This is a genomic window from uncultured Agrococcus sp. (genome assembly GCF_945915485.1).
Lineage (GTDB): Bacteria > Actinomycetota > Actinomycetes > Actinomycetales > Microbacteriaceae > Agrococcus.
In genome coordinates this window covers 1-23,429 of sequence record NZ_CAMEFJ010000033.1, presented here as the reverse complement: position 1 = coordinate 23,429, position 23,429 = coordinate 1, and the positions used below count along the sequence as shown (strand labels likewise).

Genomic DNA, 23,429 nt, shown 5'->3' with positions numbered 1-23,429 from the left:
TCGAATCGGTGGTGGCATGCCAAGTCCGTGGGACAGCAACGCGACTGGCAGGCCAATGCCCAGGCTCTGCTCACACGGTGGGCAGAAATCTACGAAGCCGGCCACACGCCCGGCTCACCAGTTGCTCAAGCGCACGCTGCCGACCATATGGCCTGGTTCGCTGACATCCCCGGAACACCCACCCACGCCGGCGATGCCGAACGATCCGCCGCAATGGTGCGAGGCATGGCCGACCTCTACGAAACCAATCCCGACTTCCACCAGACCTTTGGTAGCCCAGAGGCCGCACAGTTCGCCGCGAAGGCCCTGCGCATCCACGTGCAGCATCCGGCCTGACAGCGGCGGGTGCCGCGGCGCTGTCCCTGACAGAAAGATGCTATGTCCCATCCCAACTCTGCCCTCACGCCGCGTCACCGTCTGAAGGTTGCCCAACTCGTCGAGGAGGGCTGGCCGATCAGTGAGGTCGCCGCCCGATTCCAGGTCTCGTGGCCGACCGTGAAGCGCTGGGTCGACCGCTACCGCGTCGGCGAGCCGATGCAGGATCGCTCGTCGCGGCCGAAGTCCTCGCCGAACAAGACAAGTAAGAAGACGACAAAACGATGCGTGAGCCTACGAACGCGCTTGAGGGAAGGGCCGGTTCAACTCGCATCCCGCCTCGGCATCGCCCCGTCCACGGTCCATCGCATCCTCACGACCGCACGCATGAATCGACTTTCCTACGTCGACCGCGTCACCGGCGAGCCGATCCGACGATACGAACACGACCACCCAGGCTCGCTCGTGCACGTGGACGTCAAGAAGCTCGGGAACATCCCCGACGGTGGGGGCTGGCGATACGTCGGACGCCGCCAAGGATCGAGGAATCGCGCCGTCACACCTGACAAGCCCAAGAGCAAGTGGCGAAACCCCAAGCTCGGGTACGCGTTCGTGCACACCATCATCGACGACCACTCGCGCGTCGCCTACACCGAGATCCACGACGACGAGACTGCTGTCACTGCCGCTGGCGTCCTGCATCGAGCGGTCGAGTGGTTCGCCGACCGAGGCGTCGCTATCGAGCGGGTCTTGTCCGACAACGGTGGTGCGTACCGCTCGTACTTGTGGCGAGACACGTGCGAGGCTCTATCGATCACTCCGAAGCGAACGCGGCCGTACCGACCGCAGACCAACGGAAAAGTGGAACGCTTCCACCGCACCATGGCCGACGGCTGGGCCTATGCGCGCTGCTACACGAGTGAGAAAGAACGTCGCGACGCTCTCGCTGATTGGCTCCACCACTACAATCAGCACCGTCCCCACACTGCCTGCGGCGGCCAGCCGCCCTTCTCGCGATTGATCAACGTCCCCGGTCAGTACAACTAGCGAGCATTCTCATTATCGGGACTGCTGCACGTGTAGGTGACATCTGAGTTGGTTAGCTCGGCGGGGCTGGCCTGGAAGGATGTCATTATGCCCAAGTCGTTCCCTAAGGAGTTCCGCGACGATGTGGTCCGGGTCGCCCAGCAGCGCGATCCGGACGTCACGCTCGCGCAGATCGCGAGAGACTTCGGTGTCCATGTCGGCACGCTCGACAAGTGGATGCGCCAAGCTCGGATCCAGGAGGGTGAGCAGTCCGGCGTGACCCGCTCGGAGAGCGAGGAACTACGCGAATTACGCAAGCGCAATCGGCTCCTCGAGCAGGAGAACGAGGTGCTGAGGCGAGCCGCTGCGTATCTATCGCAGGCGAATCTGCCGGGAAAAGTCTCTACCCGCTCGTGAACGAGCTCGCAGCTGACGGGATCCCTGTCGCGGTGACGTGCCGGCTTCTCAAGCTCTCCCGCCAGCCCTACTACCGATGGCTGAAGGACCCGATCATCGAGAGCGAGGTGGTAGAGGCGTATCGCGCGAACGCGTTATTCGATGCACACCGCGATGACCCCGAGTTCGGACACCGGCTGCTCGCGGACGAGGCCCGTGACGCCGGTGAGCCGATGGCAGACCGGACCGCGTGGAAGATCACGTCGACCAACGGCCGGTTCAGCGTGTTCGGCAAGCCCAAACGCGGCAAGGGACGCCGACCCGGCCCGCCCGTCCACGACGACCTCTGCGCGGTCGTCGACGAGCACGGCAGGACACGACACGTGTTCACTGCCGACGCGCCGAACGAACTCTGGCTCACCGACATCACGGAGCACAAGACCGCCGAAGGTAAGCTCTACCTCTGCGCGATCAAGGACGCCTGCAGCGGTCGGATCGTGGGGTACTCGATCGACTCGCGCATGAAGTCGAGGTTGGCTGTCACAGCACTTGAGAACGCCGTCGCGATGCGTGGTGCAGTCGCCGGTTGCGTGACGCATTCGGACCGAGGCAGTCAATTTCACAGCCGGAGGTTCCTGCGCGCATTGGCTCGTCACCGCCTCATCGGGTCCATGGGAAGAGTGGCCGCGGCCGGCGACAACGCCGCCATGGAGAGCTTCTTCGCGCTCCTGCAGAAGAACGTCCTCGACCGCCGCTCGTGGGCCACTCGCGAGCAGCTACGCATCGCGATTGTCGCCTGGATCGAGCGCACCTACCACCGTCGGCGACGCCAGCCCCGCCTGGGACGCTTGACGCCCATCGAATTCGAGACCATCATGAACACGACCGTCGCACTGGCGGCGTGACTAGGAACTGTCACCTACTCGTGCAGCAGACCCCACCCTCGTGGCATCGGAGTGCAGCAACGCCGCATCAGGAGTCGCCGCGGAAACGGGCGACTGAGAATGGCTGGTCGCTACTGCGATCCTTGGAGCTCTTGCCGGTCAGATATAGGTGGTGCCCAGAAGGAGGTCGCGTATAGAGGGAGGCTCCGACAGCTCGGTAATGACGCTCATCTACTTCTGACCAGTACTCGCCAACGTAGATGTAGATGTGACCTTCTCGCACAAGAATGTCACCGGGCAGCAGGTCGCCTTCGCCCGCCGGAACGAACGTTTCCCAACGGTTGGAATCCTTGACGTACGCGAATTGCGTCCATGTCTCACGGACGGGGAAGTCTGGGTCGAGGCCCAAGAGGTGCACAACAGAAGCCACGAAAACGCCGCAGTCGGTGAAGTAGGCGATGGTGACATCGTCCTGCAGCGCAAGTGCGGCTTCTATGAACTCCGGCTTAGCGTCAGCGCGCCCCCAGTCATCGGACTCCGTATTGCGCTCAAGAACAACATGCCGTTTCCAAGAGAGGCGGCGCGCAGTTTCGGCAATTGACTGCGCAGGAAGCGACGAACTCAAATTTTTACCCAATCCCTTAGGTGCCGTCGAACCAGCGGATGCTTCCGACCTCATCGACAACACGCATCCAATCCCGCCTCGCGCCCCACCCCGCTGGCACGGGGAAGCCGAGCGCTAGCCAGTGTAGTTGACGTCGAAGGTCACGTTGCAACAGCATCGCTCGGTCGGGTTGCTAGTGACAGGCCGGCTGTGTCGTCACGGCAGCGCTGCTTTGACGTTCGCGCGCTGCCACGCACGTGCGTTGCGACTACGCAACGGTGAAGCGCCGCACCCCGACTCGTTGTCTGGGATGCGGCGCTCCGCTTATCGGGCTGAGTTAGAAGTCCCAGTCCTCGTCTTCGGTCGCTTCCGCTTTGCCGATGACGTACGACGAGCCCGACCCTGAGAAGAAGTCGTGGTTTTCGTCGGCGTTCGGCGACAGTGCGGAGAGAATCGCCGGGTTCACATCCGTGACCGACGACGGGAACAGCGGCTCGTAGCCGAGGTTCATGAGCGCCTTGTTGGCGTTGTAGTGCAGGAACTTCTTGACGTCTTCGGTCAGCCCGACGGGGTCGTAGAGCTCGGCCGAGTACTTCACTTCGTTCTCGTAGAGGTCGTACAGCACCGCGTACGTCTCATCCTTGAGGGCGTCCTTCTCGGCCTGCGGCAGAGACTCGATGCCCCTCTGGAACTTGTAGCCGATGTAGTAACCGTGCACTGCCTCGTCGCGGATGATGAGACGGATCATGTCGGCCGTGTTGGTGAGCTTCGCGCGGCTCGACCAGTACATCGGCAGATAGAAGCCCGAGTAGAACAGGAACGACTCGAGCAGGGTCGAGGCGATCTTCTTCTTGTGCGGGTTCGTGCCGTCGTAGAAGTCGAGAATGACGCGAGCCTTCTTCTGCAGGTACTCGTTCTCCCGTGACCAGCGGAACGCGTCATCGATTTCGGGCGTGGATGCGAGGGTCGAGAAGATCGACGAGTACGACTTCGCGTGCACCGACTCCATGAACGCGATGTTCGTGTAGACGGCCTCCTCGTGCGGGGTGAGTGCGTCGGGGATGAGCGAGACGGCTCCCACCGTGCCCTGGATGGTGTCGAGCAGCGTCAGTCCGGTGAAGACGCGCATCGTCAGCAGCTTCTCGTCCTCGGTGAGTGTCGCCCACGACTGGATGTCGTTCGACACGGGCACCTTCTCCGGCACCCAGAAGTTGTTGACGAGCCTGTGCCAGACCTCGAGGTCCTTGTCGTCCTCGATCCGGTTCCAGTTGATGGCCTCGACGAGATGATTCTTTGTCGTTGTGTCAGTCATGTGCTTTCCTCCCGAGGCCGCTACAGCATGCAGCTGACGCAGCCATCCACTTCCGTACCCTCAAGGGCGAGCTGGCGAAGACGAATGTAGTAGATCGTCTTGATGCCCTTGCGCCACGCGTAGATCTGCGCACGGTTGATGTCGCGAGTCGTCGCGGTGTCCTTGAAGAACAGCGTGAGCGAAAGGCCCTGGTCGACGTGCTGGGTTGCTGCAGCGTAGGTGTCGATGATCTTCTCGTAGCCGATCTCATAGGCATCCTCGAAGTACTCGAGGTTGTCGTTCGTCATGTGCGGCGCCGGGTAGTAGACGCGGCCGAGCTTGCCTTCCTTGCGGATCTCGATCTTCGAGGCGATCGGGTGGATCGACGAAGTGGAGTTGTTGATGTACGAGATCGACCCCGTCGGCGGCACGGCTTGCAGGTTCTGGTTGTAGATGCCGTGCTCCTGGACGCTGGCCTGCAGTTCACGCCAGTCGTTCTGCGTCGGGATGTGGATGTCGGCCTCGTCGAACAGCTCCTGCACGCGTGCGGTCGCCGGCTTCCACTCCTGCTCGGTGTACTTCTCGAAGAACTCACCACTCGCGTACTTCGAGTTCTCGAAGTTCTCGAACGTCTCACCCTTCTCCATGGCGATCTTGTTCGATGCGCGGAGCGCGTGGAACAGCACCGTGTAGAAGTAGATGTTCGTGAAGTCCACGCCCTCTTCCGAGCCGTAGAAGATGCGCTCGCGGCCGAGGTAGCCGTGCAGGTTCATCTGCCCGAGGCCGATCGCGTGGCTCATGTCGTTGCCGCGTTCGATCGAAGGAACCGACTCGATGTTCGACTGGTCGCTGACGGCGGTGAGCGCACGGATGGCGGTTTCGACCGAGAGCCCGAAGTCCTTCGAGTCCATTGCCATGGCGATGTTCATCGAGCCGAGGTTGCAGCTGATGTCTTTGCCGATGATGTCGTAGCCCAGCCCCATGTCGTACTCGCTGGGAGTATTGACCTGCAGGATCTCCGAGCACAGGTTCGACATGTTGATGCGACCCTCGATCGGGTTCGCCCTGTTCACCGTGTCTTCGAACACGACGTAGGGGTACCCCGACTCGAACTGAATCTCGGCGATCGTCTGGAAGAACTCGCGCGCCTTCATCTTGGTCTTGGAGATACGCGAATCGTCGACCATCTCGTAGTACTTCTCGGTCACCGAGATGTCGCTGAACGGCTTGCCGTACACGCGCTCGACATCGTAGGGGGAGAACATGTACATGTCCTCGCCCTTCTTCGCGAGATCGAACGTGATGTCGGGGATCACGACACCGAGCGAGAGCGTCTTGATGCGAATCTTCTCGTCTGCGTTCTCGCGCTTGGTGTCGAGGAACCGCATGATGTCGGGGTGGTGCGCGTTGAGGTACACGGCTCCGGCTCCCTGACGGGCACCGAGCTGGTTCGCGTACGAGAAGCTGTCTTCGAACAGCTTCATCACGGGGATCACACCGGACGACTGGTTCTGGATCTGCTTGATCGGGGCGCCGTACTCACGCAGGTTCGTGAGGTTGAAGGCGACACCGCCGCCGCGCTTGGACAGTTGCAGCGCGGAGTTGATCGAGCGGCCGATCGATTCCATGTTGTCTTCGATGCGCAGCAGGAAGCAGGAGACGAGCTCGCCGCGCTGCTTCTTGCCCGCGTTGAGGAAGGTCGGCGTAGCGGGCTGGAAGCGACCGAGGATGACTTCGTCGACGATGTGCGTCGCGAGGTCCTTGTCGCCGGCCGCGAGCGCGAGCGCGACGTTCACGACGCGATCTTCGTAACGCTCGAGGTAGCGCTTGCCGTCGAAGGTCTTCAGCGTGTACGCGGTGTAGTACTTGAATGCGCCGAGGAAGGTCGGGAAGCGGAACTTATAGCCGTACGCGCGCTTCATCAGGCTCTTGATGAATTCGAAGTCGTACTGCTCGAGCACTTCGCCTTCGTAGTATTCGTTCTCGACCAGGTAGTCGAGCTTCTCCTTCAGCGAGTGGAAGAACACGGTGTTCTGGTTCACGTGCTGCAGGAAGTACGAGTTGGCGGCTTCGCGGTCCTTGTCGAACTGAATCTCGCCGCTCGGGCCGTACAGGTTCAGCATCGCGTTGAGCGCGTGGTAGTCAAGGCCAGTCTGCGTTGTGCTGGCCTGCGCGTGGTCGGTGGTTACTGTTGCCACAGCCTGTCCAATCCTTGGTTGACTTTGTGAACGTCCTCTTGTGTTCCGAAGACTTCGAATCGATAGAGATGGGGAACCCGGCACTTCGCCGAGATGATGTCGCCGGCGAGCCCGTAGCCTGCGCCGAAATTCGTGTTGCCGGCACCGATGACGCCGCGGATCAGGTTTCGATTGTGCTCGTCGTTGAGGAATCGAATCACCTGTTTGGGTACCGCGCCCTTGCCGTTTCCGCCGCCGTAGGTGGGGGCGATCAAGACATAGGGTTCGTCGACGCGGAGTGCCGGTTCGCCGGGGTAGAGCGGGATCCGGAGCGCCGGCCGCTCAAGCTTCTCGATGAATCGGTGTGTGTTGCCCGAAACCGATGAAAAGTAGACGATCGTCGAGACGTCGGCGAGTGGGCTGCCCTGCGCTGCTTCGTTTTCAACTGTCAGCACGCTGCATCCCTCCCTTTCTTGACGCTAGGCCGCAGTGATTTCCGAGATCTTGTCGGGGCGGAAGCCGGACCAGTGGTCCTCGCCGCTGACGACGACGGGGGCCTGCATGTAGCCGAGGTCTTTTACTGTGGCGAGGGCTTTATCGTCTGCTGTGACGTCGAAGATCTCGTAGTCGATGCCCTGGGCGTCGAGCGCACGGTAGGTAGCGGTGCACTGCACGCAAGCGGGCTTTGAGTACACGGCAACAGTCATGGTTTCGCTCCTTGGGAAGTCTTGGTGTGAAATCGGATTTCCCACTATATGTTGTGTTTCACGGAGATTGGCGACACAAGATGGTGTGTTGCGCCCGTGTAATTAACAACACCTGTGGAGGGGTCGGTATTCCCCTTCCCGACACGCCTGTATGGGCGCGGAAACCCACTGTGGAGAACAGTTGCACACCCTGTGGAAAGCGGCGAAAAGAATCTTCTGGCGACACGCCGAGCGGAGTTACAACGGTGTGATTCGAGCGTCGAAGCGTGCCGGCTACGCATCGCTCTGACCGGTTCGATCGTCCGCCGGGCGGATGGCTCGGACCGACCGCCAGGAGGCTACGGCAACAATCAGCACCAGGGCTCCGCCAACCCAGAACCCGGTTGTCAAACCGAACAGCTCAGCGATGGTTGCTCCGATGGCGGCTCCGACCGCAGAGCCACCGATGTTGGCCATTGCGTAGATGCTGGTAACCCGTGCCAGCAGCGGTTTCGGCGTGGTCTGCTGGATCAAGGTGGTGGCCGCGGTGCCCCAGACCATGGTGTGGGTGCCGAAGACGACCATTGTGGCGGCGACGACCCATGCGGGCGGGACGGTCGCGAACAGTAAGAACATGCCGCCTTCGAAGAAGAAGGCGAAACGGAGAATCCCGGCGTGACCGACCCTGCGTTTCACGAGACCGTAAGCGAGCGGACCGGCCAGCCCGCCGATGGCTGAGCACGTGACCAGCAGCCCGAACTGGAATTCGTTCAGCCCCAACAGCCGAGTGCTGTAGAGCACCCAGGTCGCGAACGCCGTCATGAAGGCGACGTTCATCACCAGAATGGCGCCGATCAGCGTGAGCAAAGGACGGTGCGACCGTAGCCACCGCAACCCCTCTCGCACGTCGGCCATCACGCCTCGAACGAGCGGTCGAGCAGGGCCGCCGGGCGCGGTGTCGAGGCGAACCCGTGAGACCAGCACGGCACCGAGGATGAAGGTCACCGCCTGCGCAGCCAGCGGAATTGCCGAAGCGAATGCGAAGAGAACCGCCCCCAACGGAGGACCCGCCAGCTGGTTGCCCATCGTGAACGTCAGCCCCAGGCGCGCGTTGGCACGGCCCAATTCCTCTGCGGGGACCGTGGCGACGACCAGCGGGCTGCTGGCGCTGTCGGCGAAAGTCTCACCAACACCCAGGATGAACAGCGTGACGTACACCAGAAGCACTGTGGCCGAGCCGGTCGCAACGAAACCGGCCAACAGTACCATCGTAAGAGCTCGCGAGACATTAATGGCGACGATCAGCCGTCGTTTATCCAACCGGTCAGCGATGGCACCGCTGAACAGCGCGAACAGCAGCCATGGGAGCTGCTGGATGAGCACGGCTCCGCCAACCAGGGCAGGTGAAGAAGTGAGGGATGCGATCAACAGCGGGCCTGCGGCAAGCAGGATGCCGTCGCCGAGGTTGGTGAGCGCCGAGGCGCTCCAGAGATAGCCGAATGGACGGCCGAGTGACGACCACGAACGTGGCGATGGAATGGGCATGGGTAAGACTCCGGTGTATGCAGTGCGGACGCGCAAATCACGCGCAAGAACCAGCGGCATAATGCCGCGGCGCACCAGCCGAGTCATGCTGATGTCCCCTGCCCGCACACTTGATCGGTGTGCGGCTGCTCAGGCGAAAAGGTGCCTAGCGAAGAACCGGGAGAAGACGAGGACTGGTGCGGAACCGGATGACCTGCTGAGCCATGATCTACCTCCTGACAGCTGCACCCGTCTGCAGCCTCGCAACTCACGACACTGTACCAGGGCGGTTTGCGGACGGCTACCGAGAGATCGCCGAGGAAGCGTCAACTGGCCTTTACGAGAATTGTCTGTACTATAAACAACGTCCTAAGCCCGTCGACGGGGAGTTATCCCGTCGGACACCGGCATCGCTCGCTGCGGTGCCGCCTTCGCTGCGCCGTGTGGATCACTGCGTCGCCGCCGACGGCGACGAGTCGATACCAAAGTGAACCCCGCCCGATAGTGCCGAGCGCAAGGCGACTGCCGCGCTCGCAGACGCGCGAACAACAACACACAGCAGAGCACGGCTTTGGTCCCTCACTCGTGAAAACGAAGTGAATAGGAGTACTGTGCCACCGGCCTCGGAAATCTTTCAGCTCGGAACCTTCGCCGTCATCGGCTTGCTCATCCTCTTCTACGGCGGCACCATGTGGATGTCCGTCGTCATCAGCAGGAAGCGTGAGAACGCCGACAACTACATGACCGCGGGCGGCAAGATCGGCTTCGGCGTTTCGGCTGCTTCTATGACCGCAACCTGGATCTGGGCCTCTTCGATGTACGCGTCGGCAACAGCCGGTTACACGTACGGCATTTCCGGCCCCATTCACTACGGGCTCTGGGGAGCCCTGATGATTCTGTTCATCTACCCCTTCGGCAAGCGCATCCGTCAGGTAGCGCCTCGCGCACACACGCTCGCAGAGGTCATGTATGCCCGCCACGGCCGCTCATCGCAGTTGATGCTCGCAGGATCCAACGTACTCGGCTCCGTTATCTCGCTGACATCGAACTTCATAGCGGGCGGCGCGCTGATCTCGATTCTGTCGCCCTTGAGTTTCGGCACCGGCATTCTGATCGTGGCCGGAGGTGTTCTCCTGTACACGCTGTGGTCCGGGTTCCGGGCATCCGTTATGACCGACTTCGCGCAGGTCCTGGCGATGCTCGGAGCTGCGGCGATCATCATTCCGGTAATCTTCTTCTCGGCCGGAGGGCCGAGCATGTTTGCCGAAGGCGCGGGCAACCTTACGCCGCAGCAGTCGAACTTCTTCTCGTCCGACGCGTTCATGAACCAGGGTGCGCCCTATATCGCTGCGGTGCTCGCCTACGCCATCGGCAATCAGACCATCGCCCAGCGCCTCTTCGCCGTTCGCGAAGACCTGATCAAGCCGACGTTCGTGACTGCCACGATCGGTTACGGCACGACTGTGATCGGCATCGGCATGGTCGGCGTGATGGCGCTGTACCTGGGTATCACGCCACTTGATGGCGACGTCAACAACCTGCTGCCGCAGATGGCGGGCACGTACCTCGGCCCCGTTCTGCTGGCGCTTGCGTTCCTCATGATCATCGGTTCGCTGTCCTCGACTGCCGACAGCGACCTGGCGGCGTTGTCGTCCATCGCCATGAGCGACATCTACGGGCAGAGTAAGGGCCGAGGCAAAGCCAACCCGAAGACCATGCTGCTGGTGGGGCGGATCACCATGATCGTCGCGACCGGCGCCGGTCTGTTCTTCGCGACGAGCCAGTTCAACATCTTGGATCTGCTCGTGTTCGTCGGCGCGCTCTGGGGCTGCCTCGTGTTCCCCGTCATCGCTTCGTTCTACTGGAAGAAGGTCACGAACCTCGCCTTCACGGTGGCTGTGCTGACCGCCCTTGTGGTGTTCCTGCCGGTCCGCTTCGAGTGGATTCCGATTTCGGGCGGCGTCGCGTGGATCGTCGAGGTGCTTGCGATTGTCGGTGTCGGTGTCGTGCTCGGCATCATGGCCTTCGGATTCTTCGGGATCCGGGTTGCTGTCGTCGTGGGCGCGGTGGCGACTGTGGCCGTGGCTCCCATTGCTCTCGGGTTCTTCCGGGAGTACGCCGTGCTTTCCGCTTCGCTCGTCGCCTACGCGGTGTCGTTCCTGGTCTGCTACTTCATGTCGTTCAAGTCCAAGCAGGATTTCGACTTCAGCACGGTCGCGATCATCACTGGCGACTTCGACGAGCGCAATTCGCCGACAACCACACCGTCCGCGGGCGGCAGTGCTACGGCAGTTCACAAGAATAAGGAGTAAAGCATGGAGACGATTCTTCTGACCGCCTATGTACTCATGTGGCCGGTGCTCGTCGCCGGTGTCATCGTCGTGATCGCGAGAGGGTTCTTCCGCGATTGGCGCAAGGCACGCAAGAATGGCAAGTCGCTGATCTGACGAAACCGATCGGAAGCCCCCTGCGCAGGCCGGGCGTCGTGCGCAGGGGGCGAGATGAGGAACGTGGGCTAGCTGAGGATCTCTTTGAGATGCCTTGCCGAGCCAAACAGTGCATCCCGGAACGCACGGCGCAACGTGCGTATAGTCGCGGAACAAACCGGCTCATGGGCCCCGATGCGAGCCATGAGGAGAATGATATAGTCTCCGATGTTGGACACTTGTCTCGCACTGCTGACCCTGCGCATCGTGTTCAGTCGGAGCCCAGCCTCGTATTTCACTGAAGGAACCCCCATATATGTCTGCGCCAAAATCGTCTGTATCGCCAGTACGCCGTCACGGAGAGCCCCGGAAGCGCGCGAGATTCTGGGGAAAGAGCCAACGAGCCACTGCCGTTCTGGCTGTCGGCGCATTGGCGCTCGGCGGGCTCCAGGTCGCGGGCCTCGTAACGGCCCCCGATGCCGAAGCTACATTCGCTACGGGAGGCGCGGGCGAATACCAGGGGCAGATCGACTGGCTCGAGTGGGGAAACTCGGAAGAACGGATCACCAACGGTGACACGGCAGTAACTTCGCGTGAGGTCGGCGACCAAGAGCTGATCACCACCTGCACGATCAATGACATCAGCAATCCGCTCGAAGCGTACCGTTCGGGAACGTGGCAGAACGACGGTCTTCACCACCTGTACAACATCGGCGGGCCAGGCTCGAGCAACCAGCTCGTGAACGGCCTCAGTAATGCCAACAACGGGGAGCAGGTCAGCTTCAGCATCGACTGCACGACAACGCTGGGGGGCCAGCCGGTCGACATGGCGGGGTTGGTGATTGCAGACGCCGAGGCCAGCAACTCCGGCCAGGGTGGCGGCGAATACGTGCAGGCGACGCCGAGCGAATCGGACGGGCAGTGGCACCTGATCGAACGGTTCCGCGCACCGGGCTGCACAGAAGATGTCAATGCTGTCCTCAGCGCCGACAACACGATGCGTCTCGCACCCGCAGGGGCAGAGTGCCCGGGCGGCGGACCCATCGGTATCGGATTCATGGAGGGTGCCTCAGCAGCGGATTTCCAGATTCGTGGTGGCGGAAAGTCCGCAATCGCGGTGGGCGTGGTGCTGGAGAGCGACTTCGGTGACGCGCCCGAAAGCTACGGTTCCGCAGGTGCACTGTTCCAGAGCACCTGGTCGGGCGGCCAGTTGAGCCAGGGCAGCACGTCGGTCTTCGGCGCATCCCTCTCCACTCCGCAACTACCCGAAATTCTCCTCGGTCAGCACATCGACTCCGAGGCGGAGCCGCTGTTTTCCTCGGACGCACGCGGTGACGACAACGACCCCGCGGACGCGGTGAACGATGAAGATGCCGTGGACGCTCTCGGAACCATTGTCGTGCAACCAGGACAGACATACGAGCAGATAGTGGACTGCCGCGGTAACGGCAACATAGCCGGCTGGATCGACTGGAACGGCAACGGCACATTCGATGACGGAGAACGATCCGACACGGTGCAGTGCGACGGCGATGTCGCGACGCTCAGCTGGACGGTCGCTGCGGATGTGATGGAGTCTGTGGATGGCGAGCAGAGCTTCATGCGACTCCGTGCGGCAGCTGACGCCAGCGAGATCCTTGAGCCGACCGGGCTTTCCACCAGCGGTGAGGTTGAGGATCACCCGCTCCAGATCGCGACACTGACGCTGAGTCTGCAGAAAGACGTGCAGGAGCGGTACCTCGAAACGGATCAGTTCGAGCTGAGTATCACGGGCGACGACATCGACACCGCTTCAGCTACCACCGAGGGCACGGAAACGGGCATCCAGAGCCAGGTTGCCGGGCCCGTCCACGTCGTGGCCGGTGACACCTACACGCTCTCGGAGCAGGCCGCAGGGGGCGCCGATCTCGGTACTTACGACTCCGCGCTCACTTGCGTTGACGCGCACGGCGCGGCTGTGGAAACGGATGGGTCTGCGCTCGTCTACCCGACCGTCGCGGAAGGCACAGGGCAACACGTCACCTGCACCATCTCGAACCGGGCGCTCGACAGCGCAGCAGAGCTGGGTAAGACGGCTGAGCCGGCATCCGGCAGTGCAGTCGACGTAGGCGACACGATCACCTACACAGTGACGGCTGAGAACACCGGTGAGGTCGCAATGGACTTCACCGTTGTCGACGACCTCACCGACGTCGTGAACTACGCGACCCTCGATCCGGAAAGCATCGCGGCAACGATCGGCGCCGAACCGGCTCCTGAAAACGCAGTGTTCGACGCAGCGAGCAGCCAGTTGATCTGGGGCGGGAACCTCGGGGTCGGCGAGGCGGTCACGATAACGTACACGGTTACCGTTGATAACGGCGCGGCAGGCGAATCGCTGCAGAACTCAGCGGCAATCACCGAGGCTACTCCGCCGAACGGTGGTACGTCGCCGGAGCTTCCTCCGACGCAGACCACGACACACGATGTCAATGAGCCAGATTTCGAGATCGACAAGAGGGTCAATGTCGCGGACGGCGAAGCCGTCAACCCCGGCGACACCCTCGAATACACGCTCGAAGCCCGCAACACGGGAGCCACCAATCTCGTCGATCTGCAGGTCTCCATTGAAGATAACCTCGAGTCGCTCTTGGCGCTGGGCGAACTCGACGAAGGCAGCATCACGGCTTTGGTCGACGGTGAGCCGGCGGACCCGGCCGCTGTCTACGAAGCTGGCGTACTGACCTGGGATGGCGTTCTTCAGCCTGGCGAGACTCTTACCGTGACCTTCGACTTCATTGTCAGCGGGAACGCGGGCGGCGAAACCGTCGCCAATACCCTTACCGGCCACGCAACCCCACCGGGTGGAGAGACGATCACGCCGCCTCCGTCCGATGTCGTCGTAGAGGTCAACGACCCGGGTTTCGAGATCACGAAGAACGCGAACCCACCAAGCGGTGAGGGCCTCAACGTCGGCGACACGATTGCCTACACCGTCATCGGATCGAACACCGGTGCGACGCAACTCGTCGATGTCACGGTGACCGATGACCTGTCGGGTGTTCTCGAGCACGCGACCGTGGTCGACGGTCCCGTCGCGATCGTGACGGATTCGGCAGGGGAGGTCGTGTCTTCGGCCGAGATATCCCCCAACGCCGAGGGCCAGCTCACCTGGAGCGGTGACCTTGCGGTCGGCGAAGAGGTGGCGCTCGTGTACACGGTGCAGATCAACGACGACGCGCAGGGTGCGACGCTGACGAACACTGCCGCCGGTACTGCCAACCCGCCCGGTGACGGAGACCCGATCGACCCGATCGACCCGGAGAATCCGCCGTCGACCGAGCACACGGTCAATGATCCGCAGATCGAGCTGGAGAAGAACGGAGAAGTGGAGCCGGGCGGAGAGAACGTCACGGTCGGTGACACCATCACGTATACATTCACCGCCACGAACACCGGCAACGTACCGCTGTCGGATGTCGAGATCGTCGATCCCCTTCCCGGGTTGAGCGAGATCGCCTACGCGTGGCCGGGCGTCGACAACGTGTTGTCGCCGGGTGAGTCAGTGGAAGCCCAGGCGACGTTGACGCTGACTCAGGAGCACATCGACAACGGCTTGCTGTTGAACACGGCGACCGTCGAGGGCACACCACCGCCCGTGTACGATCCGGAGGACCCTGAGAACCCGACCGTGCAGCCACCGGTGACCGATGACGCTACCGACGTCACCCCGCTCGACCCGGCCCCTTCGATCAGTCTGGAGAAGAATGGCGTGTTCGTCGGCGTAAACGAGGTGCCGGTTGCCGGAGACACGGTGGAGTACACGCTCGTCGCGACCAACGACGGCAACGTCACGTTGACGAACGTCGATGTGCAGGATGGTCTGCCCGGCCTCGAGAACGTTGCGTACCACTGGGATGATGCCAGCGCGGAAGGCGTGCTGCTTCCCGGGGAATCAGTAACCATGACCGGCACTTACACCCTGTCGCAGAAGGACATCGATGCAGGGTCGGTCGTGAACGTCGGCGAGACCGCAGGTACGCCGCCGAATGTGAAAGACCCTGAGGATCCCGAAGGCCCCGGCACGCCGGCCGAAGAGGTTACAGACACCGACCCGGAAGTAATCACCTACGAACGCAACCCCCAGATCTCCATCGACAAGAACGTTCAGGCCGACCAGGAGTTCGGTCAGGCCGGTGACACGATCATCTATGAGTTCATCGTGTCGAACACCGGAACAACGACGCTCGAGTCCATCTCGATCGACGATGAGCTGCTCGGTGACGATGCGGAGTACACCTTCTACTGGGATGAGAGCGAAGCGGAAGTCGCGGGGGCGCTTGAGCCCGGTGAGTCCGTACGGGCAACCGCGTCGTACACGCTGACGCAGGCGGATCTGGACGTCGGCGAGGTGCACAACGTGGCAACGGCGTGGGGAACGCCTCCTCCGGTTATCGATCCAGCCGACCCCGAAAGCCCCGGCATCCCGCAGGAACCGGTGCAGTCGGACCCGGATGAGGTAACGACACCGCTCGAAGCGCAGCCGGGCATCCAGCTGGACAAGACCGGTGAGCTCGATGCAGCCGCTGCCGTGGGTGAAACCGTCACCTACAGCTTCGTTGTAACGAACACCGGTAATGTCACACTGACCGCTGTGAGCATCGTCGACGAACTCGAGGGGTTGTCGGATCTCGACTATGACTGGCCGGGAGAAGCGGGAACGCTCGCTCCGGGAGAGTCGGCTACGGCAACGGCTTCCTACGTGCTGACGCAGGCTGATGTCGACGCAGGAGTCGTGTACAACAGCGCGACTGCCGAGGGCACACCGCCACCCTCGCCGAATCCGGAAGACCCCGAGAATCCGATCCCGAACGACCCCGTGACGGATGAAGATTCCGATGATGTCGTCGTACCGGCCGAGCCCGCACTGACATTGGCGAAGGCGAGTGAATTGCTCGGCGATGCCGTCGCCGGTGAGACGGTGCAGTACACCTTCGAAGTATCGAATACGGGCAACGTCACGCTGACGGACGTCGCAATCGATGATCCGATGGCGGGCCTGAGCGAACTCGAGTACGACTGGCCGGGCACGGCCGGTACCCTGGCTCCCGGAGAGACGGCGACGGCGACCGCGACGTACATGCTGACGCAGGCCGATGTCGACGCAGGCGTCATTGAAAACGCTGCAACCGCCGAGGGGACACCCCCGAACCCGGACGATGAATCTGTCGTCACGCCACCCGCGGAGGAGTCGACACCGTTGGAGGCCGCTCCCGGACTGACCCTCGACAAGACCGGTGCGTTCGACGGCACGGCCGCTGCCGGTGAGACGATCGAGTTCAGCTTCGTTGGCACCAACACCGGTAACGTGACGCTCACGGACGTGTCGATCAGCGATGAGCTCGAGGGTCTTGGCGACCTGCAGTACAGCTGGCCGGGCGAACCCGGCGAGCTGGCGCCCGGCGAGCAGGTCACGGCTGTCGCGTTGTACACCCCGACCGAATCGGATGTTGCGGCCGGCGAGGTGCACAACGCTGCGATTCTGACCGGCAGTGACCCCTCCGGCACTGTCGTCACGGACGAGGATGCCACGACAGTCGATCTCGGTGGGCTCCCGCAGACGGGAACACCCGGAGCGGCCGCTGCCCTGGCGGTGGCGCTGTTGCTGGCGATTCTCGGAGCCGTGTTCGTCGTGCGTCGTCAGAAGATCGGCGAGTCGACTCCGTGAGGCTCTCGCACAGCACCGCTGCGGTAATCGCAGCGGTGCTGGCGACCGGTCTCGTCGCCTGTGCCAGTGACGAGCGCGCGTCGCCGGAACAGAGCGCGCCAGAGAGCGTTGTCGAGGTCAGCGATCAGCCGGGCTCGGTCGAAGGGTACGAGGGAGCCTTGGAGGATGCCGAGATCGTCTCGTGCGACGCCGACGGCGACCAGCTGTTCGTGGCCGGAACTGTAACGAATCCGGAAGCCGAGCCTCGTGACTACCGCATCTACGTGTCGGCAATGGACGGCAGCGAAACTGTTGGACTTGTGCAAGTCGACGTGCAGAGTGTTGCGCCCGGAGCAACTGAGGATTGGGCTGCTGAGCTCGAACTCGGCGCTGAAGATCTGCACTGCCATCTCCGAGTTGAGCGCTTCCCCTAGGTCGTTGCGCTGCGTGACAGCCGCCCCGGTGCCCCATCCTTGACCTCATGGACGGTGCCGGGGCGTTTGCCGTGCACGTGCGCGTCGCGCAACCGTCGTGCTGTGACTCTTGCCAGCGTCGCTGCTTTCTTGTAGATTACCGTAAATTAACACCATTAATTACTAGCGGTATCGAGACGAGGGAACATCGGCATGACTTCCATCAACAAAGACGTTGTCGTCATAGGAGCTGGCCCGGCAGGGCTCACAGCAGCGAGGCGGCTGACTCGGGCGGGGCTCAGCGTCGCAGTCCTCGAAGCACGTGACCGAGTCGGTGGTCGAACATGGAGCGACACGATCGACGGCGCCTTCATCGAGATCGGCGGGCAATGGGTCTCACCCGATCAGACAGGGCTCATCGCGCTGCTGGAAGAACTCGGCAAAGACACGTTCACGCGCTACCGAGAAGGCAAATCGGTCTACATCGCGCCCGATGGTCAACGCAGTGAGTTCGCCGGCGACCTGCCCGTCGCCCCCGCAACGCTGAAAGAGATCAACCGCCTGACAGCGCTGATCGACGAACTCGTCGAAGAGGTGGGCGTGCAGGAGCCCTGGGCGCATCCGCGGGCCGAAGAACTCGATGCCGTTTCGTTCGAGACGTGGCTCGGTCGGAACAGCGATGACAGGGAGGCGATCGACAATGTCGCGCTCTACGTCGCGGGCGGGATGCTGACGAAGCCCTCCTACGCGTTCAGCACCCTGCAGGCCGTACTGATGGCGGCATCCGCGGGATCGTTCTCGAACCTCGCCGACGAGAACTTCATTCTCGACCGCCGCGTGGTCGGCGGCATGCAGTCGGTATCGGAGCAGATGGCCGAGGAACTCGGCAGCGAGGTCGTGCACCTGAGCAGCCCCGTGCGTGCACTGGAGTGGAGCGACAACGGCCCCGGTGCGCCGGCGACCGTCACTGCGGTTTCGGACACCGTCACGGTGACCGCCCAGCACGCTGTCGTGGCCGTTCCGCCGAATCTGTATTCCCGTATCTCGTATGCGCCCGCCCTGCCGCGGAAGCAGCTCGTCGCGCATCAGCACCAGTCGATGGGGCTCGTCATCAAGCTGCACGCGGTGTACGAGACGCCGTTCTGGCGCGAAGACGGGCTCTCCGGCACGGCGTTCAGCCCGAGCCACCTCATCCAGGAGCTCTACGACAACACCAACCACGAAGACGAGCGCGGCACGATGGTCGGGTTCATCGTGAGCAAGAGCGCAGAAGCGGTCTGGGCGCTCGACGAAGAGGAACGCCGCCGCGTCGTGCTGGAAGGCATCGCCGACTTCCTCGGGCCGAAAGCGCTCGAGGCCGAGGTGTTCTACCTCAGCGACTTCGGCGCGGAGGAGTGGACGCGCGGTGCGTACGCGACAAGCTACGACCTCGGAGGGCTGCACCGCTGGGGCGGCATCCAGAACGATCCCGTCGGCCCCATCTTCTTCGCCTCCAGCGACATCGCCGCCGAGGGATATCAGCACGTCGACGGCGCAGTTCGCATAGGGCAGGAGACCGCGAAGCGCATCCTCGATCAGCGCGCGGAGCTCTGATCGTGCTCACGCGCGACAACGCGACACCGAGACGGATCATCGTGGGCTACACGGCGGACGAGCGCGGTTTCGAATCGCTTGCGCTCGCGGCGACCATCGCGTCGGGTACCGATGCCGAGATCGTCGTGACCTTCGTGTTGCAGGAAGCGAGCCCGTATACGCCGCTGCAGAGCGGTGATCCGATTCTGCAGGAGCGTCTCGCGGAGTGGGAGAGGGCTGCGCTCGAGCGTGTTCCCGAGGGCATCCCCGCGACGACCCACGTACGATCAGCGGCCAATCGGGCCGAAGGTCTCCTGGATGCGGCTGCCGAGCACGCCGCGGAGCTGATCGTCATAGGAGCGAGGAGGAGCGCGCTGCTGCAGCAGTTCGCCCTCGGACGCACCGCGAATGCCCTGCTGCACTCCTCTTCCGTGCCCGTCGCCCTCGCGCCGGCCGGATACCGTTTCAACGGCAGTGTGCCGAGGGTTACGGCTGTGTACGGCACGCGGCCGGGAGCCGAAGCCGTTATCGGCACCGCCGTCGAACTCGCCGACGAACTGGATGTTCCCATGCGGCTCCTCTCGCTGCTTGCGAGCGACACGCGCTCAGGGCTGTCGGACCAACTGATCGCGGAGGCAGAGCGATTCGGAGGAGACGCGCTCGGCAATCGCGCAGGACGAGTGCTCGGCACCGATACCGCGAGCATCGACATCGTCGAGGGCGGCGACCTTGACGAAGCAGCTGACCGCGCAACCTGGCTCGACGGAGAACTCGCGCTCATCGGTTCGAGCAGGCTCGCGCCCCGTGGCCGAGTCTTCATCGGCCGCGTCGCCCAGCGACTCCTGCGCAGCACCTCGGCTGCGCTGATCGTCATCCCGCGCGACTACCGCGCAGCAACGAACGAACGAACGCGCTGAGCGCGACAACCCGGCAAAGGAGCCCGAACAGATGAGTTCTGCAACATCGAGGACGAAGGAGGCGACTCCGCAATCGTCCGACCTGAGCCGCAAGGGCCTCTCGGTCGCGAAAGTCGGCGTCATCGGCGGCGCGTTCGTCGGCATCTCCTGCATCGCGCCCGCCTACACCCTCACATCGGGTCTCGGCCCCACCGTCTCGGCAGTGGGCCTGCAGGTGCCCGCTGTCCTGCTGATCGGGTTCATCCCGATGCTGCTGGTGCTCTTCGGCTATCGAGAGCTCAATCGAGCGATGCCCGACTCGGGAACATCGTTCACGTGGGCGACCCGCGCATTCGGCCCGTGGATCGGCTGGATGGCCGGCTGGGGGCTCATCAGCGCGACGATCCTGGTGCTGTCGAATCTCGCGGCGGTCGCGGTCGACTTCCTCTTCATCCTGACCGCGCAGATCTCCGGCAACCCGGACATCGCAGGGCTCACCCGCGTCGTCTGGCTCAACATTCTGATCACGGCGATCTTCACGCTCCTCGCGGCCTGGATCAGCTACCGCGGCATCGAGGCGACGCAGCGAGTCCAGACGGGCCTGGTCGTCTTCCAGCTCATCGCGCTCGTATGGTTCATCGTTGCGGCGTTCGTGCAGATCGGCAGCGGCAACGCCTACGACTTCGAGCCGATCACGGCCGAGTGGTTCAATCCGCTCGCGGCCGAGAGCTTCGGCGCACTGGCAGCGGGGGTCTCACTCTGCATCTTCCTGTTCTGGGGTTGGGACACCGTGATTACCATGAACGAGGAGGCCAAGGACCCCAAGCGCACACCCGGTCGCGCAGCCATCCTCACGATCGTCGTCATCATGGCGCTGTACGTGCTCGTGACCGTCGCGACGCTCTCGTACGCGGGCATCGGCACCGAGGGACTGGGAGCGGGTAACCCCGAGAACCAGGAATCGATCTTCGCGATCCTGTCCGAACCGATCATGGGGCCGTTCGCGATCCTGATGTCCATCGCGATTCTGTCCTCCTCCGCCGCGTCACTGCAGTCGACGATGCTCTCGCCGTCGCGAACGCTGCTGGCGATGGGGCACTACGGCGCGCTGCCGAAGTCGTTCGGCCGCATCAGCCCCCGCTTCAAATCGCCCTCTGTCGCAACGATCTGGTCGGCGGCCGCGGCGGTCGTGTTCTACGCGATCATGCGCGTTCTGAGCGAGAATGCGCTGTGGGACACCATCACGGCGCTCGGTCTGATGATCTGCTTCTACTACGGCGTCACGGGGCTCGCAGCGGTCTGGTACTTCCGCAAGACGGCATTCGCGTCAGCGCGAAACATCGTGTTCCGCTTCGTCTTCCCGCTGCTCGGTGGCCTTTCGCTGCTGACGATGTTCGTCACGACAGCGATTGAATCCATCGACCCCTCGTACGGGTCTGGCTCTGCGGTCTTCGCCACCAGCTTCGACGCCGACGGTGTCGCGCAGAACGGCATCGGTCTGGTGTTCGTGACCGGTGTCGGCGTACTGCTGCTGGGCATCATCGTGATGCTCGTGGTCGCGCGCCGCAACCCCGCGTTCTTCAAGGGCGAGGTAATCGGCATCTCGTCGGCAGAGCGCGATGCCTCCGAGGAGCCGGCTGCCGGGCGCTAACCGGGAGACGCGACTCCGTAGCGCTCGGCGAGGCCGCGCAGCAGGGCAGCAAGCCCGGTCTCGAAGGCCTCGTCGGCGCGTCGGCGCGGCGCCTTCGTGCGCTCGGAGTACGCGGCCACGGCCCGCACGAACTGCGGTGCCCCATCCCGCTCGTCCTCCGCAACCGCGAAGATGTCGTCGGGTGCGTCGACGTCGTAGGCCGACCCGTACACGAACGACTCCACCGACACGATGACTGGAACGATCGCAGTATCGGGCCAGCCGGACTCCGCAAGGCCGGAGGCGACCCGTTCGTACATCGTGAGCGTTATCGGTGCTCCCGCTACCGGCATTGTCGCGACGGTCGGGATGAACGGTGCGTTCTCCGCCATAATGGTGCGGTAGCTGCTCGCCCAGGTGGCGAGCGCGCCGAACCAGTCGCCTTCCGTGAAGTCGCCGGTCTCGATGCGCTCCATGAGGCGATCCTCGACCCAGCGCAGAATGACGAGCTTGTTCGCGGCATGGTTGTAGAGCGCGGGGGTTGTGACGCCGAGCGCTCTCGCGAGGGCTCCCATTGTGAGGGCGTCTGCTCCGGAGTCGCGGATGAGCGACATCGCCGTATTCGTGATGCGCTCGCGATCCAGCAGCGGGCTGGCCGGGCGACCCTGTCGTCGCTTCGAATCCTGTCGCTGGGATTCGCTCTGCCCGGTGGCGTGGTTCATGCGTTCCTTACGTTTCGGGCCGGCCCCATCCTGCTGCGGTTGCGCGAGACTCAGGCTATCCCATTACCCCACCCGTTCTCGTGGCGTCGGCAACGCCACCGGCGAGCACTGGAGGTTCAGACGGTTTTTATCGGTCTGGACGCCGTCCGCGCCCGTAAAAACCGTCTCGAACCGCCCTTAGATGAACGACATCGGCGCTGAGCCGTGACAACGAACAGCGTCGCGCAGGAGCCCCGGTCAGGCGGCCGCCGCACCGCCGAGGTATGCGGCACGCACCTCCGGCATCTCGATGAGCTCTGCGGGAACACCTTCGACGACAACGCGACCGCGCTGCATCACGACGGCGCGGTCGGCGATCTTGAAGGACGCCCGCACGTTCTGCTCGACGAGCAGCACGGCAAGCCCGCGTTCGGCAAGTTGCGTCATAACGCCCATGATCTCGGCGACGACCTTCGGCGCCAACCCGACGGACGGCTCGTCGAGGATGATGACCTTCGGATCGGCCATCAACCCGCGGCCGATCGCGACCATCTGCTGTTCACCGCCCGAGAGCGTCCCGCACACCTGCTGCAGCCTCGGTCGCAGCCGCGGGAAGAGTTCGAGCACCGGCTCGAGCTCGCCCTTGCTGCCGCGCCTGGACCAGGCGCCGAGATCGAGGTTGTCGCGCACCGTCAGCGACGGGAAGCACAACCGGTTCTCGGGCACGTGCGTCATGCCGAAGCCCGCCATCCGCTCGGTCGGCTTCCCCGTGACGTTCCGCCCGTCGATCTCCACGCTGCCCGCGGTGGGGGAGACGATGCCGTTGATGGCACGCAGCAGCGTCGTCTTACCGGCTCCGTTCGATCCGACGACGGCGACGACTTCACCCGCTTCCACCCGCAGGTCGACATCGTGGAGCACACGGAGCGCTCCGTAGCCGGCGTCCAACTGCTTCACCTCAAGCATCGTCCTGCTCCTTCGCGTCGTCTGCCTTGAGCTCCTCAATTTTGGAGATGTCGATGTCGCTACGGGGTGAATCTGGGTGAATTCGCTCGAACGTTCCTTCCATTTGGATCGGTTCAGATCCATCCTCTGAGAAATCGGAATCCATAGTAATCGGTTGCTCGGCCTCAGCTTCTTCCATGACCTGCTCCGCTTCGTCCTCTTCCGTTCCCAGGTAGGCGGCGATCACCTTGGGGTTC

At 63.1% G+C, this 23,429-nt stretch carries 19 protein-coding genes; 10 read left to right on the top strand and 9 right to left on the bottom strand.

Translation table 11 applies throughout. The features are described 5' to 3' along the window. The 3 genes from Q0O95_RS07365 to Q0O95_RS07355 form a co-directional block, all read left to right on the top strand. Positions 1-336: TipAS antibiotic-recognition domain-containing protein (locus Q0O95_RS07365; RefSeq protein WP_293696868.1), on the top strand; the 336-nt coding region annotated here is incomplete at its 5' end. A gap of 42 nt (positions 337-378) precedes the next feature. Continuing rightward, positions 379-1,362 carry an IS481 family transposase gene (locus tag Q0O95_RS07360; RefSeq protein WP_293696866.1) on the top strand — a complete coding sequence of 328 codons (984 nt, stop codon included), beginning with the start codon at positions 379-381 and terminating at the stop codon, positions 1,360-1,362. Between the two features lie 87 nt (positions 1,363-1,449). Beyond that, positions 1,450-2,642, top strand: a protein-coding gene (locus Q0O95_RS07355; protein ID WP_293696864.1) for an IS3 family transposase whose coding sequence is annotated in 2 segments (ribosomal slippage) — positions 1,450-1,734 and positions 1,737-2,642 — 1,191 coding nt in all. Because the reading frame shifts where the segments join, the coding sequence is not laid out codon by codon here. A gap of 67 nt (positions 2,643-2,709) precedes the next feature. Here Q0O95_RS07355 and Q0O95_RS07350 read toward each other — a convergent pair. The 6 genes from Q0O95_RS07350 to Q0O95_RS07325 all read right to left on the bottom strand — a co-directional run bounded on the left by Q0O95_RS07350 (position 2,710) and on the right by Q0O95_RS07325 (position 8,924). After that, on the bottom strand, positions 2,710-3,246 hold the full coding sequence (locus Q0O95_RS07350; RefSeq protein ID WP_293696862.1) for a hypothetical protein: 537 nt from the start codon (positions 3,244-3,246) through the stop codon (positions 2,710-2,712). A 316-nt stretch (positions 3,247-3,562) separates the two neighbouring features. Continuing rightward, positions 3,563-4,537: a class 1b ribonucleoside-diphosphate reductase subunit beta gene (nrdF, locus tag Q0O95_RS07345; RefSeq protein WP_293696860.1), complete on the bottom strand. Its 975-nt coding sequence runs from the start codon at positions 4,535-4,537 to the stop codon at positions 3,563-3,565. 20 nt (positions 4,538-4,557) lie between these two features. Next, positions 4,558-6,714, bottom strand: a complete 2,157-nt coding sequence (nrdE, locus tag Q0O95_RS07340; protein ID WP_293696858.1) for a class 1b ribonucleoside-diphosphate reductase subunit alpha — start codon at positions 6,712-6,714, stop codon at positions 4,558-4,560. Beyond that, the gene (gene nrdI, locus Q0O95_RS07335; RefSeq protein WP_293696856.1) at positions 6,702-7,148 is read right to left on the bottom strand and encodes a class Ib ribonucleoside-diphosphate reductase assembly flavoprotein NrdI; all 447 of its coding nucleotides are present in this window, start codon (positions 7,146-7,148) and stop codon (positions 6,702-6,704) included. Before nrdI ends, nrdE begins: the two co-directional genes overlap by 13 nt. 24 nt (positions 7,149-7,172) lie before the next feature. Beyond that, positions 7,173-7,400: a glutaredoxin-like protein NrdH gene (nrdH, locus tag Q0O95_RS07330; protein ID WP_293696854.1), complete on the bottom strand. Its 228-nt coding sequence runs from the start codon at positions 7,398-7,400 to the stop codon at positions 7,173-7,175. Positions 7,401-7,673: 273 nt separating this feature from the next. Continuing rightward, entirely contained in the window at positions 7,674-8,924 is a 1,251-nt protein-coding gene (locus Q0O95_RS07325) for an MFS transporter (protein WP_293696852.1), read from the bottom strand. Between the two features lie 590 nt (positions 8,925-9,514). Here Q0O95_RS07325 and Q0O95_RS07320 point away from each other — a divergent pair. The 7 genes from Q0O95_RS07320 to Q0O95_RS07290 all read left to right on the top strand — a co-directional run bounded on the left by Q0O95_RS07320 (position 9,515) and on the right by Q0O95_RS07290 (position 21,547). Then, positions 9,515-11,215, top strand: coding sequence for a sodium:solute symporter family protein (locus tag Q0O95_RS07320; protein ID WP_293696850.1), 1,701 nt, complete (start codon positions 9,515-9,517; stop codon positions 11,213-11,215). A gap of 3 nt (positions 11,216-11,218) precedes the next feature. Then, a complete protein-coding gene (locus tag Q0O95_RS07315) occupies positions 11,219-11,350 on the top strand; it encodes a putative transporter small subunit (RefSeq protein WP_293696848.1) in 132 nt (43 codons plus the stop codon). 295 nt (positions 11,351-11,645) lie between these two features. Then, the gene (locus Q0O95_RS07310) at positions 11,646-17,036 is read left to right on the top strand and encodes a CshA/CshB family fibrillar adhesin-related protein (RefSeq protein ID WP_293696846.1); all 5,391 of its coding nucleotides are present in this window, start codon (positions 11,646-11,648) and stop codon (positions 17,034-17,036) included. Continuing rightward, positions 17,033-17,449: a hypothetical protein gene (locus Q0O95_RS07305; RefSeq protein WP_293696844.1), complete on the top strand. Its 417-nt coding sequence runs from the start codon at positions 17,033-17,035 to the stop codon at positions 17,447-17,449. The genes Q0O95_RS07310 and Q0O95_RS07305 overlap by 4 nt, the downstream gene beginning before the upstream one ends. 192 nt (positions 17,450-17,641) lie before the next feature. Continuing rightward, the gene (locus Q0O95_RS07300; protein ID WP_293696842.1) at positions 17,642-19,021 is read left to right on the top strand and encodes an NAD(P)/FAD-dependent oxidoreductase; all 1,380 of its coding nucleotides are present in this window, start codon (positions 17,642-17,644) and stop codon (positions 19,019-19,021) included. Positions 19,022-19,023: 2 nt separating this feature from the next. Further along, positions 19,024-19,917: a universal stress protein gene (locus Q0O95_RS07295; RefSeq protein WP_293696840.1), complete on the top strand. Its 894-nt coding sequence runs from the start codon at positions 19,024-19,026 to the stop codon at positions 19,915-19,917. Between the two features lie 31 nt (positions 19,918-19,948). Continuing rightward, a complete protein-coding gene (locus Q0O95_RS07290; protein ID WP_293696838.1) occupies positions 19,949-21,547 on the top strand; it encodes an APC family permease in 1,599 nt (532 codons plus the stop codon). Here the strand turns inward: Q0O95_RS07290 and Q0O95_RS07285 are convergent. The 3 genes from Q0O95_RS07285 to Q0O95_RS07275 form a co-directional block, all read right to left on the bottom strand. After that, positions 21,544-22,248 carry a TetR/AcrR family transcriptional regulator C-terminal domain-containing protein gene (locus Q0O95_RS07285; protein ID WP_293696836.1) on the bottom strand — a complete coding sequence of 235 codons (705 nt, stop codon included), beginning with the start codon at positions 22,246-22,248 and terminating at the stop codon, positions 21,544-21,546. The two genes, Q0O95_RS07290 and Q0O95_RS07285, sit on opposite strands and share 4 nt — an antisense overlap. Positions 22,249-22,485: 237 nt before the next feature. Then, a complete protein-coding gene (locus Q0O95_RS07280; RefSeq protein WP_293696834.1) occupies positions 22,486-23,193 on the bottom strand; it encodes an ABC transporter ATP-binding protein in 708 nt (235 codons plus the stop codon). Further along, a partial coding sequence (locus tag Q0O95_RS07275) for a hypothetical protein (protein ID WP_293696832.1) occupies positions 23,186-23,429 on the bottom strand: 244 nt, incomplete at its 5' end. The genes Q0O95_RS07275 and Q0O95_RS07280, both read right to left, overlap by 8 nt.